Annotated in this window: 17 protein-coding genes and 1 tRNA gene; 10 read left to right on the top strand and 8 right to left on the bottom strand. The window is 44.3% G+C overall.

Annotation, left to right across the window (positions count from 1 at the left end; translation table 11 throughout):
• Positions 1–24: 24 nt before the first annotated feature.
• Positions 25–1,140, bottom strand: coding sequence for an alanine dehydrogenase (ald, locus tag AC5YBX_RS09500; protein WP_494519042.1), 1,116 nt, complete (start codon positions 1,138–1,140; stop codon positions 25–27).
• A gap of 178 nt (positions 1,141–1,318) precedes the next feature.
• On the opposite strand from ald, the gene lrp reads away from it, so the two are divergent.
• The 6 genes from lrp to serS all read left to right on the top strand — a co-directional run bounded on the left by lrp (position 1,319) and on the right by serS (position 8,228).
• On the top strand, positions 1,319–1,822 hold the full coding sequence (lrp, locus tag AC5YBX_RS09495) for a leucine-responsive transcriptional regulator Lrp (RefSeq protein WP_110457698.1): 504 nt from the start codon (positions 1,319–1,321) through the stop codon (positions 1,820–1,822).
• Between the two features lie 179 nt (positions 1,823–2,001).
• Entirely contained in the window at positions 2,002–4,518 is a 2,517-nt protein-coding gene (locus AC5YBX_RS09490) for a DNA translocase FtsK (protein WP_494523571.1), read from the top strand.
• A gap of 70 nt (positions 4,519–4,588) precedes the next feature.
• Complete coding sequence (lolA, locus tag AC5YBX_RS09485) at positions 4,589–5,215, top strand: outer membrane lipoprotein periplasmic chaperone LolA (protein WP_494524811.1); 627 nt, start codon at positions 4,589–4,591, stop codon at positions 5,213–5,215.
• 8 nt (positions 5,216–5,223) lie between these two features.
• On the top strand, positions 5,224–6,555 hold the full coding sequence (locus AC5YBX_RS09480; protein WP_494523570.1) for a replication-associated recombination protein A: 1,332 nt from the start codon (positions 5,224–5,226) through the stop codon (positions 6,553–6,555).
• Positions 6,548–6,922, top strand: coding sequence for a fluoride efflux transporter CrcB (gene crcB / locus AC5YBX_RS09475; RefSeq protein ID WP_494519045.1), 375 nt, complete (start codon positions 6,548–6,550; stop codon positions 6,920–6,922). Before AC5YBX_RS09480 ends, crcB begins: the two co-directional genes overlap by 8 nt.
• Before the next feature lie 19 nt (positions 6,923–6,941).
• A complete protein-coding gene (serS, locus tag AC5YBX_RS09470; RefSeq protein WP_494523569.1) occupies positions 6,942–8,228 on the top strand; it encodes a serine--tRNA ligase in 1,287 nt (428 codons plus the stop codon).
• Positions 8,229–8,453: 225 nt separating this feature from the next.
• On the opposite strand, the gene AC5YBX_RS09465 is transcribed toward serS, so the two are convergent.
• The 6 genes from AC5YBX_RS09465 to punR form a co-directional block, all read right to left on the bottom strand.
• A complete protein-coding gene (locus tag AC5YBX_RS09465; protein ID WP_494519047.1) occupies positions 8,454–8,789 on the bottom strand; it encodes a TusE/DsrC/DsvC family sulfur relay protein in 336 nt (111 codons plus the stop codon).
• Entirely contained in the window at positions 8,786–9,058 is a 273-nt protein-coding gene (tusB, locus tag AC5YBX_RS09460; protein WP_494519048.1) for a sulfurtransferase complex subunit TusB, read from the bottom strand. The genes AC5YBX_RS09465 and tusB overlap by 4 nt, the downstream gene beginning before the upstream one ends.
• Positions 9,058–9,414, bottom strand: a complete 357-nt coding sequence (gene tusC, locus AC5YBX_RS09455) for a sulfurtransferase complex subunit TusC (RefSeq protein ID WP_494519049.1) — start codon at positions 9,412–9,414, stop codon at positions 9,058–9,060. The genes tusB and tusC overlap by 1 nt, the downstream gene beginning before the upstream one ends.
• 59 nt (positions 9,415–9,473) lie before the next feature.
• Positions 9,474–9,863, bottom strand: coding sequence for a sulfurtransferase complex subunit TusD (gene tusD / locus AC5YBX_RS09450; protein ID WP_494519050.1), 390 nt, complete (start codon positions 9,861–9,863; stop codon positions 9,474–9,476).
• Between the two features lie 127 nt (positions 9,864–9,990).
• Positions 9,991–10,650: a Bax inhibitor-1/YccA family protein gene (locus AC5YBX_RS09445; RefSeq protein ID WP_494519051.1), complete on the bottom strand. Its 660-nt coding sequence runs from the start codon at positions 10,648–10,650 to the stop codon at positions 9,991–9,993.
• A gap of 227 nt (positions 10,651–10,877) precedes the next feature.
• Positions 10,878–11,780, bottom strand: a complete 903-nt coding sequence (gene punR / locus AC5YBX_RS09440; protein WP_494519052.1) for a DNA-binding transcriptional activator PunR — start codon at positions 11,778–11,780, stop codon at positions 10,878–10,880.
• A gap of 117 nt (positions 11,781–11,897) precedes the next feature.
• Here punR and punC point away from each other — a divergent pair, with 117 nt between their 5' ends.
• Both punC and AC5YBX_RS09430 read left to right on the top strand, forming a co-directional pair.
• Positions 11,898–13,163, top strand: coding sequence for a purine nucleoside transporter PunC (gene punC / locus AC5YBX_RS09435; protein ID WP_494523568.1), 1,266 nt, complete (start codon positions 11,898–11,900; stop codon positions 13,161–13,163).
• 149 nt (positions 13,164–13,312) lie between these two features.
• Positions 13,313–13,403 (top strand) — tRNA-Ser (locus tag AC5YBX_RS09430).
• 580 nt (positions 13,404–13,983) lie between these two features.
• Here the strand turns inward: AC5YBX_RS09430 and AC5YBX_RS09425 are convergent.
• Positions 13,984–14,256, bottom strand: a complete 273-nt coding sequence (locus tag AC5YBX_RS09425; RefSeq protein ID WP_494523567.1) for a tyrosine-type recombinase/integrase — start codon at positions 14,254–14,256, stop codon at positions 13,984–13,986.
• Positions 14,257–14,586: 330 nt separating this feature from the next.
• Here AC5YBX_RS09425 and AC5YBX_RS09420 point away from each other — a divergent pair, with 330 nt between their 5' ends.
• Positions 14,587–15,708 carry an ISAs1 family transposase gene (locus tag AC5YBX_RS09420; protein ID WP_096035922.1) on the top strand — a complete coding sequence of 374 codons (1,122 nt, stop codon included), beginning with the start codon at positions 14,587–14,589 and terminating at the stop codon, positions 15,706–15,708.
• Between the two features lie 245 nt (positions 15,709–15,953).
• Complete coding sequence (locus AC5YBX_RS09415; RefSeq protein ID WP_494523566.1) at positions 15,954–16,349, top strand: DUF4019 domain-containing protein; 396 nt, start codon at positions 15,954–15,956, stop codon at positions 16,347–16,349.
• The last annotated feature ends 91 nt before the right edge of the window (positions 16,350–16,440 follow it).

Below are 16,440 nucleotides of genomic sequence, written 5' to 3'. Positions count from 1 at the left end.
CCTCAACGGTGTTTTACCTAGAAATTAAGCTAACAAAATGTTTGGATCGACAAATTCCAGTGCTAAGGCGTCAGCCACTTCTTTACAGGTGATCTTACCATGCATTACGTTAAGCCCGTTAAGCAAGTGTTTATCTTGTAATAAGGCATTACGATAACCTAAGTCTGCCAGTTTTATGATATAGGGCAGGGTTGCATTATTTAATGCAACCGTCGATGTCCGTGCAACTGCACCAGGCATGTTAGCCACGCAGTAGTGAACCACGTCATCCACAATATAGGTAGGATCTTGATGAGTGGTTGCGTGAGAGGTTTCAACACAACCACCTTGGTCAATAGCAACGTCGACAATCGCGCTACCAGGCTTCATCTGCTTGATGTGCTCTTTAGTGACCAGTTTCGGCGCTGCAGCGCCAGGCACTAACACTCCGCCAATCACTAAATCTGCCTCTAATACATGTTTTTCAATAGCAGCAGCTGTTGAATAGATGGCTTTAACTCGATTATCAAACTGGGCATTTAACCGGCGTAGGGCATCGATGCTGCGATCTAGAACAACCACATCAGCACCGAGACCTACCGCCATTTGCGCAGCGTTGGTACCAACCATACCGCCACCGATAATGACCACTTTTGCTGGCTCAACCCCTGGCACACCGCCAAGTAACATGCCGCGGCCACCTTTAGATTTTTCAAGTGCCATGGCACCAGCTTGAATCGACATACGACCGGCAACTTCAGACATAGGGGCCAATAGCGGTAAACCACCACGATTATCGGTGACCGTTTCGTAAGCGATACAAACGGCGCCGCTGTTAACAAGATCGTTGGTCTGTGGCAAATCTGGCGCAAGGTGAAGGTAGGTAAATAGCAGTTGGTCTTGACGCAGCATCGCGCGCTCAACGGCTTGTGGTTCTTTAACTTTGACAATCATCTCTGCTTTTTCAAACACTTCTTCTGCAGTGTTTAAAATAGATGCGCCTGCATCAATATAGTCTTGGTCATTAAAGTCAATGCCTAAACCAGCATTGGTTTCCACGTAAACAACATGACCTTTATTGGTCAATTCGCGGACACTAGACGGTACCATACCGACACGATACTCGTGGTTTTTGATTTCTTTAGGTACACCAATTATCATCTTCGAGCCTCAAAATGTAGAAAAACCCATTTTTGTGGGTTGTATTGTTATTTTATATGACCTGAACGTGATTGTTTCAGGGAAATCTAGTATAGTATCACTTCGGTAGTGAATACTGCCGTATTTCGGGTGTATGCAGAACTAAATATTGTTTTAGTGATAAAGCAAGGTCAAAAATATGCTTAATAATAAAAAGAGTCCTATAAAAGACTTAGATCGGATCGATCGTAATATTCTTAATGAGTTACAAATGGATGGCCGCATTTCTAATGTTGAGTTGTCTAAGCGTGTAGGCTTAAGCCCTACGCCTTGTTTGGAGAGAGTTAAAAGACTCGAAAAGCAGGGATATATCAATGGTTATACAGCGTTAGTAAATCCTCATTTTCTTGGGGCGTCTTTATTAGTGTTTGTTGAGATAACGCTTAATCGTGATACTGCTGAAGTATTTGATAAATTTAATCGGGCGGTTCAGTTATTAGATGATATTCAAGAATGCCATTTAGTTTCTGGAGACTTCGACTATTTGTTAAAAACCCGCGTATCAGATATGTCCGCATATCGTCGCTTGTTAGGTGAAACCTTATTGAAGTTGCCTGCCGTTTCAGATACCCGTACATACGTGGTGATGGAAGAAGTAAAGCAAACCAATAGAGTGGCAATTAACGTCACGCTCGAATCGTAGATCTTTTTAAGTCGTAAAAAGGAGCTTTTAAAGCTCCTTTTTTTTTATGCCGCATATAATTTCATCAACAACCCGATTATCGTCTTCTATTACGCTGTATCAACAGGGAAAACGCTGCACCTTGCAGATTATTTTGATATCTTAGCGCTACCTATTATTTTTTCATCATGGGTTTTCGTTTGTCTAAGGGAAATAGTGTAAAAACACTCAGCGGCATACAGCGTCTACTAGAAGGTGGACTGATTTTTTGCTGTATGGTGGCAACATTTGTGCTACTGGCGTTAAGCAGTTTTGATTCTTCCGATCCGGGATGGAGTCAATCACATTTCGACGGTGAAATAAAAAATCTGACTGGCGCGGTAGGTGCTTGGCTGGCTGATGTTTTATTCTATTTTTTTGGCTATACAGCCTATATTATACCGGTGATCGTCGCCTTAACAGGCTGGTTGCTTTTTAAACGTATCCATAAGTTACTCGAAATCGATTACTTCTCTGTTGGCCTACGGCTTATCGGTTTTCTGTTGATCATGTTTAGCCTTGCGGCACTTGCTAGCATGAATGCTAATGATATTTATGAGTTTTCAGCTGGTGGCGTATCGGGGGATGTGATCAGCAGCGCCATGTTGCCCTATTTTAATCAACTCGGTACGACCTTACTGTTACTGTGCTTTGTCGGCGCAGGCTTTACCTTACTCACTGGGGTGAGTTGGTTAACCGTTATTGATGCTATCGGCTATGCCACTATTTGGTGCTTTAGGCAATTAAAAACAATTCCTGAAAAGTTCTCTAGCGCACCCGAAACCGATGACACTAAAGGCTTTATGTCTGTGGTTAATCGCTTTAAAGAACAGCGCCGCCAACACCATGAAAACACGTTTGATGCAGATGACCAAGATGATGACTTAATAGGTGATAGGCTTGTGAGCGATAACGACAGCATCATCGATATGGCTCATATTAACTCAGATGTGGATGATGCACGGCCATTGCTGAGTAAAGAAGAGAAACAAAGTAAAGCTCAATCAAGCCAAATAGCCCACTCAATCGACGCAGAAGTTGATGATGCTGAGATCGACTTTGAGAATAGACATTCGACAGGGGCGGTGGTTGCAGCTAAGCGAGTGAAAGAGAAAGCTAAGATTGTCGACGGTGTTGTAGTCCTTCCCGGTGGCGACAGTGCACAACCCACTAAGCCCACCACGCCATTACCCGATATTTCATTGCTTGATGTCCCGAATCGCAAAGCCAATCCAATTAGTCCTGAAGAGTTGGACCAAGTGGCTAGGCTGGTTGAAGTAAAACTGGCTGACTTTAATATTGTCGCCAAAGTTGTTGGGGTTTTCCCAGGACCTGTGGTAACCCGCTTTGAATTAGAGCTCGCTCCAGGGGTTAAAGCATCTAAAATTACCAATTTATCTAAAGACTTAGCTCGCTCACTACTTGCTGAAAGTGTGCGTGTTGTCGAGGTGATCCCAGGTAAAGCTTACGTAGGTATTGAATTGCCTAATAAGTTCCGCGAAACGGTATTTATGCGTGATGTTTTGGATAGCAAAGCCTTTGCCGACAGTCAATCGCATCTGAGTATGGTACTTGGGCAAGATATTGCGGGTGAACCTGTTGTCGTTGACTTGGGTAAAATGCCTCATTTATTAGTGGCGGGTACCACTGGGTCGGGTAAGTCGGTCGGGGTCAATGTGATGATCACCAGCTTGCTATATAAGTCTGGCCCTGATGATGTGCGTTTTATTATGATTGACCCTAAAATGCTCGAATTGTCTGTCTATGAAGGCATTCCGCATTTACTGTGTGAAGTGGTGACAGACATGAAAGAGGCGGCCAATGCACTGCGCTGGTGTGTCGGTGAGATGGAGCGTCGCTATAAGTTGATGTCCGCATTAGGGGTGCGTAATCTCAAGGGCTATAACGCTAAAATTAAAGAGGCCAAGGCACAAGGCGAGGTGATAACCGATCCGCTATGGCGCTCGCAAGATAGCATGGAGGAGCAAGCGCCCGAACTGGATAAGCTGCCTTCCATTGTGGTGGTTGTGGACGAGTTTGCCGATATGATGATGATTGTCGGTAAAAAAGTGGAAGAACTTATCGCCCGTATCGCTCAAAAAGCGCGGGCAGCAGGCATCCACTTGATTTTAGCGACTCAGCGTCCTTCGGTCGATGTGATAACCGGCTTAATTAAAGCCAATATTCCAACACGTATGGCGTTTCAGGTGTCATCACGCATCGACTCACGTACCATTCTCGATCAGCAAGGGGCCGAAGCTTTGCTCGGTATGGGTGACATGCTTTACTTACCACCAGGTACGAGTGTGCCTAATCGAGTACATGGTGCATTTATTGACGACCATGAAGTCCATGCGGTTGTTGCTGATTGGCACCGCCGCGGTAAGCCACAATATATTGATGAAATTTTACAGGGCTCAGCGGAAGGTGAACAAGTCTTGTTGCCAGGTGAAGCGGCGGAAAGCGATGAAGATACTGATGCACTTTACGATGATGCCGTTGCCTTTGTTACCGAAACACGCCGCGGCTCAATCTCCAGTGTTCAACGTAAATTTAAGATTGGTTATAACCGCGCTGCGCGTATTATCGAACAGATGGAGGCGCAAGGTGTGGTGAGCTCTCAAGGACATAATGGTAATCGAGAGGTATTAGCGCCCCCGCCACCTAAAGTGTATTAAGTGATCTTGGGTGATAATGGTAGTTAAACTGCTTTGGCGCCATAGACATAAATAGGAACAGAAAATCATGATGTTGAATCGAATTGCGTTACTCGCTTTAAGCTTGCCTTTGCTGTTTACCGCGCAGGCCAGTGCCGATGATGCGGCCTCTTTAAAGCAAAGACTAAGCGATTTAAATAGTTTAAAAGCCCAATTTAGCCAAACCGTTACCGACATTAACGGTAAGGTTATCCAGCAGGGCGAGGGAACATTTGCCCTTGCCGTGCCCAATCAATTTTATTGGCATTTAACCTCACCAGATGAGTCACTCATTGTGGCTGATGGTCAAGATGTGTGGATTTACAATCCGTTTGCCGAAGAGGTGTCTGTACTTGATTTAAATCAGGCTATTGAGGCATCTCCCATCGCTTTATTGGTTCATCGTGATGACTATACTTGGCAACAATATCAGGTCATCCAAGCTGACAACTGTTATTCCATCGCGCCTAAAGATGTCGATGCTGGGGTCGCCAAGGTTGAGGTGTGTTTTAACAGTACTAGTTTACACACTATGAAACTTGAAGATCAGCAAGGTAATCTCAGTGAGTTTAACTTGTCTGAACAAGCGACATTGACCGATGCCGATAAGACCCTGTTTGAATTTACGGTACCCGAAGGTGTTGATATTGACGATCAACGCTTAAAAGCAATTAAGTAGGCTAGCTTGTGTCAACGTTAACCTTTGATTTTGGCCCCGACTTTAGGCCACTTGCGGCCAGAATGCGCCCAGAAACCATAGAGCAATATATTGGTCAAGGCCATCTGCTTGAGGCTGGAAAGCCGCTGCGCAAAGCCCTTGAGGCGGGGCGAGCCCACTCTATGATGCTGTGGGGGCCACCCGGTACAGGCAAAACCACCTTAGCTGAGTTAATTGCCAAGTACACTAACGCCCATGTTGAGCGGATTTCGGCGGTCACCTCAGGGGTTAAAGAGATCCGCACCGCCATCGAGCATGCTAAAAATGTCGCCCAGTCTCGCGGGCAGCGCACCTTATTATTTGTTGATGAGGTACATCGCTTTAATAAGAGCCAGCAAGATGCATTTTTACCATTTATTGAAGATGGTACGGTAATTTTTATCGGCGCCACCACCGAAAATCCCTCATTTGAAATTAATAACGCGCTTTTGTCCCGGGCGAGGGTTTATTTAATTAAACGCTTATCTGATGATGAGATCAAAGCCATAGTGCAGCAGGCGCTGCATGATGAGCAGCGCGGCCTGGGTAAACGTCAGTTACAGATGCCCGATATGGTGGCGACAAAGTTAGCCACTATTTGCGAAGGGGATGCGCGTAAAGCCCTTAATCTTATTGAGCTAATGAGCGACATGATTGCCGATGGCGAATCCTTTAGTGAATCGCTGTTAATTGATGTGGCAGGTCAGCAATTGGCTGGGTTCGACAAAAATGGCGATCAATATTATGACCTTATTTCAGCGGTGCATAAATCGATTCGCGGCTCTGCGCCCGATGCGGCGCTGTATTGGTTTTGCCGTATGCTAGAAGGCGGCTGCGATCCGCTTTATATCGCCAGACGATTACTGGCCATCGCCTCTGAAGATATCGGTAATGCCGATCCGGTGGCAATGACGGTGGCACTCAATGCATGGGACTGTTTTCACCGTGTGGGCCCCTCTGAAGGTGAGCGTGCTATAGCTCAAGCCATAGTGTATTTAGCCAGTGCGCCCAAAAGTAATGCGGTTTATACTGCATTTAAAGCCGCGCGAACCTTAGCGCGTGAAACCGGTCAAGCTCCAGTGCCTAACCATCTGCGTAACGCGCCAACACAATTGATGGCCGATATTGGTTTAGGCGAGGGTTACCGTTATGCCCATGACGAGCCGCAATCCTACGCCAGTGGTGAATGTTATTTCCCTGCAGAGTTAGCTCAGAGTCGTTTTTATTATCCAACCGAGCATGGGTTTGAAAAACGGATTAAGGCTAAACTCGAATTACTAGCCCAGCTCGATAGCCAAAGTGAGTTGAAACGCTATGAGTAATCTACTGTTTGTGGCAATAGGTGGCTCAATTGGGGCTGTTTTTCGTTATCTGATCTCAATATTGATGATTCAGGTATTTGGCTCAGCATTTCCTTTTGGTACACTGGTCGTCAATATGATTGGCTCATTCTTGATGGGCGTGATTTATGCGCTAGGTCAAGTCAGTCATGTCAGTCCGGAAATGAAAGCACTCGTGGCGGTAGGTTTATTAGGGGCGCTGACAACATTTTCAACCTTTTCCAATGAAACCTTGCTATTAATTCAACAAGGGCAGTGGTTGAAAGCTTTTATTAATATCGCTCTGAACCTTTGTCTATGCCTTTTCATGGTTTACATAGGGCAGCAGTTGGTTTTTTCTCGCATTTAACTATTAAGAAACTAAAAACATGTTAGATCCCAAATTTTTAAGAACAGAATTAGAAGCAACGGCCGAGCGTCTCGCAACCCGTGGGTTTATTCTTGACGTTGGTCGTTTAAGCCAGTTAGAGGAAAAGCGTAAGTCGCTGCAAGTGGCGACCGAGGAGCTACAAGCCTCCCGTAACGCCATCTCAAAGTCTATTGGTCAAGCCAAAGCTAAGGGTGAAGATGTAGCGCCTATCATGGCGCAAGTAGGCGATTTAGGCGCAGAGCTTGATAGTAAAAAAGCAGAGTTAGCAGCCTTACTTGACGAACTTAACGCGATTGCGATGAGCGTACCTAATCTACCTGACGAGTCGGCTCCGATTGGCGCGGACGAAAATGATAATGTGGAGATCCGTCGCTGGGGTGAAGCAACACAATTTGATTTTGAAGTTAAAGATCATGTTGATTTAGGTGAATTGCACAGTGGTCTTGATTTCAAGAACGCGGTTAAGATCACCGGTTCACGCTTTATCGTGATGAAGGGACAAATTGCCCGTATGCACCGTGCATTGGCGCAGTTCATGCTTGACCTGCACACCAATGAACATGGCTATACCGAAGCTTATGTTCCCTTATTGGTCAACGAAGACAGTCTGTTAGGCACTGGTCAATTGCCTAAGTTTGGTGAAGATCTGTTTCATACCAAGCCGGCTACTGAAGAGGGGCAGGGCTTAAGCTTGATCCCAACGGCAGAAGTACCGTTGACTAACCTTGCACGCGATACCATTATCGACGAAGATGAGTTGCCCGTTAAGCTTACTGCGCACACCGCGTGTTTTAGAAGTGAAGCTGGCTCATACGGTCGTGACACGCGAGGACTTATTCGTCAGCATCAATTCGATAAAGTTGAATTAGTGCAACTGGTTAAGCCTGAAGATTCGATGGCGGCGCTAGAAAGCCTAACCCAACATGCCGAAACCGTATTACAAAAGCTGGGGCTGCCTTATCGCACTGTGGTGTTATGTACTGGTGATATGGGCTTTGGCGCAGCTAAGACTTACGACATTGAAGTGTGGTTGCCTGCACAAAATACCTATCGTGAGATTTCATCTTGCAGCAATATGCAAGATTTCCAGGCTCGCCGCATGCAAGCACGTTATAAAGCCAAGTCAGCCAAAAAACCTGCATTATTGCACACACTCAATGGCTCAGGTTTAGCTGTTGGCCGTACTTTGGTCGCCGTGTTAGAGAACTATCAAAACGCCGACGGATCTATTACGGTACCCGAGGTGTTACGTCCTTATATGGGCGGCATGACCCAAATAGGCTAACGCTTAGAGAATATAGGCTTAATGGATAACGGTAGGCACTTTTTTCAGTGGCTGACCTATGTAGTCATTATCTGTATTTTCGTTGGCGTTATGCTAGCTACATTTGGTAAAGCAGTCTTGGTGATATTAAAAAACCTATAATAAAAAAGCCTAGCGATGCTAGGCTTTTTTGTATTGAATCAAGGTGCTATTGCTTATTGGTGAGTAGTCGACTCGCTACTCAATTTAAATACATTTTGCCGGTTTTGGCAGGCCTGCTACTTTCGTCGCTTGCTTGGCTGGCCCAGCAGGAAATAGCGTGTAAAGGTATTTTGAATTGCCTTTTTCGGCGCCGAGCGCCTGACCAATAGCTTTAACTAATACACGTATCGCTGGGCTGGTGTTGTATTCTAAATAAAAATTACGCACAAAATGTATCACCTCCCAATGGGCTGGCGTGAGTTCGATATTCTCACCCGCGGCGATCACCTTAGCCAACTCCTCATGCCAATCGTTGACATTTTTAAGATAGCCTTGAGCATCTGTTTCAATTTTTTCAGCTTGATATTGTATGTAGTTCACCAGCTTATCACCTTTGAATGAAGCAATGTTTGTTGCACAAACGCTTGTTGAGCAATACCTGAATAATTGACCAGCAGGTCGCCAAGTCCGCGAGCTTCAACATCGTCTTGCAACAGCAGTACGTTACGTTGTGCTACCGCTTGCTGCCATTGAGTCTGCAGTAACAGGTTGACGGCATCGCCACGCAGCAGCAGGGTATCTTGCTCAGCCATATAGCGCAAACAAGAGATTAGCGCGGTATCCGCGGTTTGAATAATATGTAATATCATTAGTATACAAACACCTCATCGGCTAGCTGTAATTGCGCGGTTATCGCCTTGGGCTCTAGTGGTTCGACCGTTATCGCACAGTGCTCAAGGTTGAGTGCTCTATCCTGTAAAGATTGATGGCAAATAAACACTTGCTCAATATCATAGAGAGGCAGAGCCTTAAAGGTTGCAATAAAATCACGGCATCCAATCTGCGCTGGCTGTTGATTAGGCAGCAGATTGAGCACACCATCATCGACAAATATTAAGGTTACTTGTTGTTCAAAACTGGCGCTAAGCAGCGCAAAATCAAGCCCTTCACGGCTACTGGCACTGCCATGAGGTGCATGGCGAAACACAACGGTGATTTTTTTCATCTTGTTCCTAAAAGAGACGCAGAAATCGAAACGTTAGCATCGAGCTAATCGCACCAAGACTAAAAGCAGACCACTCTATCAGCCTGCTCTATACCGGTCACCAACTCACCTAAACCGCCCATAACAAAAGGGCTATCACAGTTCCAATGGGCAAGTTGTTGTTCGCTGGCTTCTGTTTGCGATAACACGCCGCGTCTTAATGCGGCAGAAACGCAATTAATTAATGGGACATTATGCTGTTGGCCAAATGCTATCCAAGCCTTAGTGAGGTCGAATTCGTCAGATGCGGGACTATTTAAACCATTGGTTGATAATACGCCATCTTGATAAAAGAATACCCGCACTATTTCATGACCTTCAGCGATAGCCGCTTTGGCAAAGCACAATGCTTGAAAACTGGTATTTTGACCGTAGGCGGGTTGATTGACTTGAATTAACATTTTACTCATGAAGATCAATATTCCCAATAATAGAGCAAAAAAAGCTCCCATAATTGGGAGCTATTCTATCGTAATTTATCCCTATACCCCAAACAGACGCTGCAGTCCTTTAAGGGGGAGGTGATTAAGCGGTAAATTAATCGTCGTTACCGATCCCCATTAAGTGCAGAATAGAGATAAATAGGTTTAAGAAATCCAAGTATAGCGAGATAGTCGCACGGATATAATTGGTTTCACCGCCGTTAACGATGCGGCTGGTGTCATATAAAATGAACCCTGTCATCAGTAATGCGACACCCGCGTTAAGCGCCATAAATACGGTACCGCTGCCAATAAAGATATTGGCGATACCCGCAACGATGGCAATCACCAAACCGGCAATTAAAAAGCCACGCATGAATGAAAAATCTTTTTTAGTGGTTAGTGCATAACCAGACAGAGCGATAAACACTACTGAGGTTAAGCCTAAAGCCTGCATGATCAACTGAGGTCCGTTCGCCATGCCCGCATAGTGGTTAAGCATATAACCTAAAGACGCACCTTCCATGCCTGTAAAAGCAAACACCCAAAAAAGCCCTGCAGCAGATTCAGCTTTTCTTAATGTGACAAATAGCAGTACCAATCCGCCAAGGGATAATCCCAAAGACATCATAGGCCCAATCTGCATCGCCATGGCGAGGCCTGCACATAATGCAGAGAATGCGAGTGTCATCGACAATAGCATATAGGTATTTTTAAGCAGTTTATTAACAACTTCTGTCGAAGCATGTCCTGCGTACAGTGTTTCTTGTGTCATCTTTTTCTCCAGTGACCCGAAATAACTTTTGCTTAGCGTTATTGCTTAATCAGTGTGACTCAATGGTAAAAGTGTCCAATGATTATTTGAGTTCATTCATATTCAACAGTTCCATTAGGTGAATAGAATTTTACGCTAGTCAATGTCCATGGGTAAATCATACCTGAGCCAGCGCTGAGGTAAAAGCGCTAGTCGCTGATTAATACTAATTGGTTGATGCTAAATGATTAATGAAACCAATCTCGTTGCAATTTTTCACTGTCGCCTAAGTAATCCAATACCCACGCCATGGCCGGAGACATATTGGCATCGTTCCAGGCTAAGCAGCAAGGACTAGGGGCTTTGGGCCTCTCTAACTGTTTTTCGATAAGCGCGCCCGCCTGAATAAAAGGTGCTGCAAAATGTTTGGGCATATAACCTATACCTAAACCTTCACGGAAGCAGTTAATTGCACGTATCCAATCGGGAACGACTAAGCGGCGCTGATTTTCAAGCAACCAAGTCATGCGTTTGGGGATCTCTCGTGAGGTATCTTCAAGGCAAATGGCAGGGTAGGCCTTGAGTTCATCGTCAAGTAAAGGGCGGTCTATTGCAGCTAATGGATGATGTTTACTGACCAAGAAGGTCCAATCGATATGGCCCATATCTTTAAAACGATAATCGCCCCCAACAGGGATGGCAGTCGTTGCGCCAATGGCAATGTCGCTGCGACCTGTGGCGATAGACTCCCAAACACCATTAAACACTTCGATGCGAATGATCAGCTCGACATTGTCGAAATGGCGATAAAAATCGGCAATCAACACACTGATCTTATCCGCCCTGACAATATTATCTAGCGCGATAGATAATGTCGGCTGCCAACCATTAGCCACGCGTTTAGTATTGTCTTTTAGGTCTTCGATTTTGGTGAGCACTTGGCGAGCCTGTTTAACAAAGTGCTCGCCGGCCGGCGTTAAGCTAACACTGCGATGGTGACGTTCAAACAGCACCACGCCTAACTCATCTTCTACTTGCTTAACGGCGTAACTCACAGCAGAAGGCACTTTATGCAGCTTATTGGCTGCGGCGGTAAAGCTACCCGCGCGGGCCACCATGTCGATCAGTTTCATAGATTGTTCTGAAAGCATACTCTTGGGTCCTTGCTGTGAGAATTTTTCAAACCTGTAAGCAAAAATAAACGCTTCACAACCAATAAGCAAGTATCTACACTCCGCGACTCGTTATTTTGTTACTAGTGTGAATGTATGAATTTTATGAATAAATGCGGAAAATTGCTGTTTTTTATCTATCTTGCGTTGCTGAGTATGTTGGGTTTTGTTGCAACTGATATGTATTTACCTGCTTTCAAAGCAATTGAAGCAACATTTGGAGCGACCCCCAGCCATGTGGCAAGTTCATTGACCTTTTTCTTAGCTGGTTTGGCTATCGGTCAATTATTATATGGGCCATTGGTGCAGCGTTTTGGTAAGCGTAACAGCTTGCTATTTGGCTTAATGGTGTTTGGTTGTGCCAGTTATATGGTTGCGGTGAGTGATACTATGTGGCTGTTCAATCTTGGCCGCTTCTTCCAGGCCATTGGTGCCTGCAGCGCTGCCGTGATTTGGCAAGCCATCGTTATCGATAAATATGAAGCGACTGAAGCACAAAAAATGTTCAGTAATATTATGCCTTTGGTGGCACTCTCACCTGCGTTAGCGCCAATACTAGGTGCGTATGTATTAGAGCATAGTGAATGGCGCAGTATATTTATGCTATTGACTGGCCTCACAGTGCTGTTGATGTTGGCAACCATTATGTGGGTTAAATCGGAGCGAGTTGAAAGTAACGCTGCAGCACCTACAAAGGTGGGGGTGAGTTATCTTGATATGCTTAAGAGCCCACAATACCTGGGTAACGTATTAATATTTGGGGCTTGCTCTGCGGCGTTTTTCTCGTATCTGACGCTGTGGCCAATCACCATGGAACAACACGGTTACCAAGCCACTGAAATTGGCCTGAGCTTTATACCTCAAACAGTCATGTTTATTGTGGGAGGTTACATGAGCAAAGTGCTTATTCGCAAAATCGGTACTGAGCAGACCTTAACTATTTTATTGTTACTGTTTGGCATGTGTGTTGCTGGGATCGCCTTTAGCACCTTAGTGATGCAGGCCGACACCATTTGGCCTTTGTTGAGCATCTTTTCGGTATTAGCGGCGGCTAATGGTGCTTGTTATCCTATTGTGGTTAATTGTGCGCTGCAGGTCTTTAAGCAAGCTTCAGCGAAGGCGGCAGGTTTACAGAACTTTTTGCAGATAAGCTTAGCGTTTGGTGCATCATCAATTGTTGCGATATGGGCAATACATGCCGAAGTGACCATAGCTATTGCGATTGTGGTATCGTCGCTAGGTGTGCTGGTTGGATACAAAATGCGCCGTTTAAATAGCTGGGGCGAATTAAGAAAAAAGTTGAGTAAAGAACTGGCAACACCCGATAACTCTCGCGTTGGTATTAACAGCGACGAAAGTTAATCGCATTGATCATTCAGGGCCATCATGTTCTTTAAACATAGTTGAAAGTCAGTGATGCCCCTTAGTTGATGGTTAGTTAAGCAGTTGATGCCGCGAATACCATTTTTACTTTACATCGATTAAAGCGCGCTATATTATTCGCGGCGTTCGGAGAGATGGCAGAGTGGTCGAATGCACCGGTCTTGAAAACCGGCATGGGTTTATAGCCCATCTAGGGTTCAAATCCCTATCTCTCCGCCACATTAAAACAAAAAGCCCGTTATCGAAAGATAACGGGCTTTTTGCTGTTTGTACGACCACTACTTGTACTCGCTTATGATAGTGACTTGAACCCTAGGGTTCCTATTGTTTAAAGTCAGCTATCTCTTCGCCACATTAAAACAAAAGGCCTTATCGAAAGGTAACGGGCTTTTGCTGTTTGTACTATCACTATTTGTACTTCCGCTATAATTACTAGTTAAAGATAGCGACTTGAACCCTCGGGTTCCTATTGTTTAAAGTCAGCTATCTCTTTACCACATTAAAACAAAAGGCCTTATCGAAAGGTAACGGGCTTTTGCTGTTTGTACTATCACTATTTGTACTTCCGCTATAATTACTAGTTAAAGATAGCGACTTGAACCCTCGGGTTCCTATTGTTTAAAGTCAGCTATCTCTTTACCACATTAAAACAAAAGGCCTTATCGAAAGATAACGGGTTTTTTGCTATTTGTACGACCACTACTTGTACTCGCTTATGATAGCGACTTGACCCTAGGGTTAACTTTAAATTTTAAACAAGGCAAAATTTCAGTTCGATCCTAATGACAAGATTTAGGTTTTATCTGTCCAGTGGGCTGACGATGCCGGTTTGGTTGATACCCGCTGCATGAGTATAAATCTGGGTGGTTTTAAGATCTTTATGTCCAAGCTGTTCTTGTATGGTTCTTATATCTGTTCCATGTTGTAGAAGTTGAGTCGCGAACGAATGACTGAAAGCATGGGCTGTGACTCGCTTACCCACCTGAGCCTGTTTTGTGGCGACTCTTAATGCTCGTTGAACTTGGCTATAGCTGATGAGATAGCGCACCCAGTAAAGATAAGACTTTTCCATTTGCTAACTGTAGTGGCGAACTCTAATTTGTTCACGGATAGCTTCAATAAAAGAGGGTTTTTTCATCGGAATTGTACAACGGTAACTGTATATATACAGTCGTAATTGGTTTTTGATAAATTGCGTAAAAAAAAGTGAGCAAAAATTGATAATTTTCGCTCGATAAATCTCCGTAGAATAAGTAAGGTATTGAAAATAAGATATTTTGTAAAAGGTTGTAGAGCAGGGCGAGATCGCGAACATAATTTGAGCTATTAGGGTGATATTCGCTCAAATAGCTGGACGGGCCATATTGGCTGTGATCTTATACTCTCTTTTGTGGAGAGCCCTATGAACTCCGGTGCATTTCAACAGTTCTTTAGTTCCTTAGAAGATCCTCGTCAGTCAGCCAAAGTCGAGCATCTATTTACTGATATTTTATTCCTCGTGGTTTGTGCCTCAATAGCTGGGGCACAAGGTTGGGAAGATATCGAAGATTTTGGCGATCTCCACTTTAACTGGTTTGCCAAAAAAGGACTTTTTAAGAATGGGTTACCTGTTCATGACACTATTGCTCGAGTCATATCGAGAATAGATAGCGAGCAGTTTCAGTATTGCTTTATCGACTGGATGAAGTCTGTTGCTGAGTTATCCGACGGTCAGCTTATTGCGATAGATGGTAAACGGCTATGTGGTTCATATAATCGCGAGAACAGACTGTCAGCCATCCACATGGTAAATGCCTTCGCAACAGAAAATAACGTCGTGCTTGGGCAAGTTAAAACCGAAAGTAAGTCGAATGAAATTACCGCCATTCCCGCATTACTGGCGCTGTTGGATATAAAAGGTTGTCTGATATCAATAGATGCCATGGGATGTCAGACAGATATCGCCGAACAAATTATTGAGCGGGGTGGAGATTATTTACTTGCCGTAAAAGGTAATCAAAAAACACTGCATAATGCCGTTCGTAAGGCGCTTGGCAGCGAGATTGACGAAGAAGTGCTTTGCTTAGAGAAGCAGCACGGACGTAACGAAGCTAGAGCCTATTGTGTAATGGACGCAGGCAGCTTAGCCGACGCTTTCCCTGAATGGAAAGGGCTTAAAAGTATTGGTGTTGCGTTAAGCTATCGTCGAACGAAAAGCGGCAATGAATCCCTTGAGTACCGTTATTACATCAGTTCAGCCAAACTGAGTAAGGCTCGTTTTGCCAATGCAGTACGCAGCCACTGGGCGGTTGAAAATAGCCTGCATTGGGTATTGGACGCGTCGATGAAGGAAGACCAATGTCAAATATATAGAGGCAATGCGGCGGAGGTATTGTCCGGAGCAAGGAAGATAGCGTTGAATATGCTCCGAGCGGAAACAACTCGAAAAATCAGTATCCCACGCAAACAGAAGCGTGCACACGGCAGCACTGATTATCTGGAGCAGGTACTAACAGCAGGCTTAAAGACGTTGGGTGATATTTAAGCATTCATGCTCTCACCCTGGGTTGTAGAGACCGCTACATCAAAATGCTCAATTTTGCGGGCTTGATTTTGATAAAACTAGATGTCATTTCTATCATTTTTTATTTATAAACAGTCGGTTATATTGGGCTGATTGCGCCTAAGTTGTAATTTGAACCGGAACATTATCGAGCAGCTAGATAATAAGCTGTTAGCTGTATTTTAAGTATGGCAATATCATTAAACTTTAGAATAAAAGGAATTATTATGAAAAAACTAATATTAATCTTAACACTGTGTATTTCTTCTTTTGTTTCTGCAAATGAATCGCCAGGTTCAACAGCAGCAAGGGAATGGCTTAACATAGTTGATTCTGGTAATTACTCTGAAAGCTGGCAAAAATCAGATTCATTTTTTCAATCACAACTATCACAAGATAAATGGGATGCAGCCCTTAAAGGTGTCCGTACGCCTTTGGGTAAAGTCAATTCACGTTCAGAGCTAGGTGCTAAAGAATACACAACCCTTCCAGGTGTTCCTGACGGTGAATATCTAGTTATTCAATTTCAAACGGACTTTCAAAATAAAAAATCAGCAACTGAAACTTTAACGCTAAGTAAAAGTAGCGGTAAATGGCTTCCTGTTGGTTATTTCATTAAGTAGTATTGGTGTAGATACAGCTAACAAGAATTTAAAGCGGGACTGCTAACAGTTTGCTCGGTTTCGCTACGCTACACAGTTTTAGCAAACTACT

Source organism: Shewanella sp. 492, assembly GCF_059338445.1.
The sequence above is the reverse complement of the archived record's forward strand: the minus strand, read 5'-3'. Positions and strand labels throughout refer to the sequence as shown.

What these genes read in the sequence shown, in the direction of transcription:
- crcB (WP_494519045.1), top strand. Translation starts at nt 6,548, where the DNA reads ATGAGTAATCTACTGTTTGTGGCAATAGGTGGCTCAATTGGGGCTGTT.
- punR (WP_494519052.1), bottom strand. Translation starts at nt 11,780, where the DNA reads ATGCTTTCAGAACAATCTATGAAACTGATCGACATGGTGGCCCGCGCG.
- tusD (WP_494519050.1), bottom strand. Translation starts at nt 9,863, where the DNA reads ATGAGTAAAATGTTAATTCAAGTCAATCAACCCGCCTACGGTCAAAAT.
- ald (WP_494519042.1), bottom strand. Translation starts at nt 1,140, where the DNA reads ATGATAATTGGTGTACCTAAAGAAATCAAAAACCACGAGTATCGTGTC.
- AC5YBX_RS09425 (WP_494523567.1), bottom strand. Translation starts at nt 14,256, where the DNA reads ATGGAAAAGTCTTATCTTTACTGGGTGCGCTATCTCATCAGCTATAGC.
- tusB (WP_494519048.1), bottom strand. Translation starts at nt 9,058, where the DNA reads ATGATATTACATATTATTCAAACCGCGGATACCGCGCTAATCTCTTGT.
- serS (WP_494523569.1), top strand. Translation starts at nt 6,942, where the DNA reads ATGTTAGATCCCAAATTTTTAAGAACAGAATTAGAAGCAACGGCCGAG.
- lrp (WP_110457698.1), top strand. Translation starts at nt 1,319, where the DNA reads ATGCTTAATAATAAAAAGAGTCCTATAAAAGACTTAGATCGGATCGAT.
- AC5YBX_RS09415 (WP_494523566.1), top strand. Translation starts at nt 15,954, where the DNA reads ATGAAAAAACTAATATTAATCTTAACACTGTGTATTTCTTCTTTTGTT.
- AC5YBX_RS09445 (WP_494519051.1), bottom strand. Translation starts at nt 10,650, where the DNA reads ATGACACAAGAAACACTGTACGCAGGACATGCTTCGACAGAAGTTGTT.
- tusC (WP_494519049.1), bottom strand. Translation starts at nt 9,414, where the DNA reads ATGAAAAAAATCACCGTTGTGTTTCGCCATGCACCTCATGGCAGTGCC.
- punC (WP_494523568.1), top strand. Translation starts at nt 11,898, where the DNA reads ATGAATTTTATGAATAAATGCGGAAAATTGCTGTTTTTTATCTATCTT.
- AC5YBX_RS09420 (WP_096035922.1), top strand. Translation starts at nt 14,587, where the DNA reads ATGAACTCCGGTGCATTTCAACAGTTCTTTAGTTCCTTAGAAGATCCT.
- lolA (WP_494524811.1), top strand. Translation starts at nt 4,589, where the DNA reads ATGTTGAATCGAATTGCGTTACTCGCTTTAAGCTTGCCTTTGCTGTTT.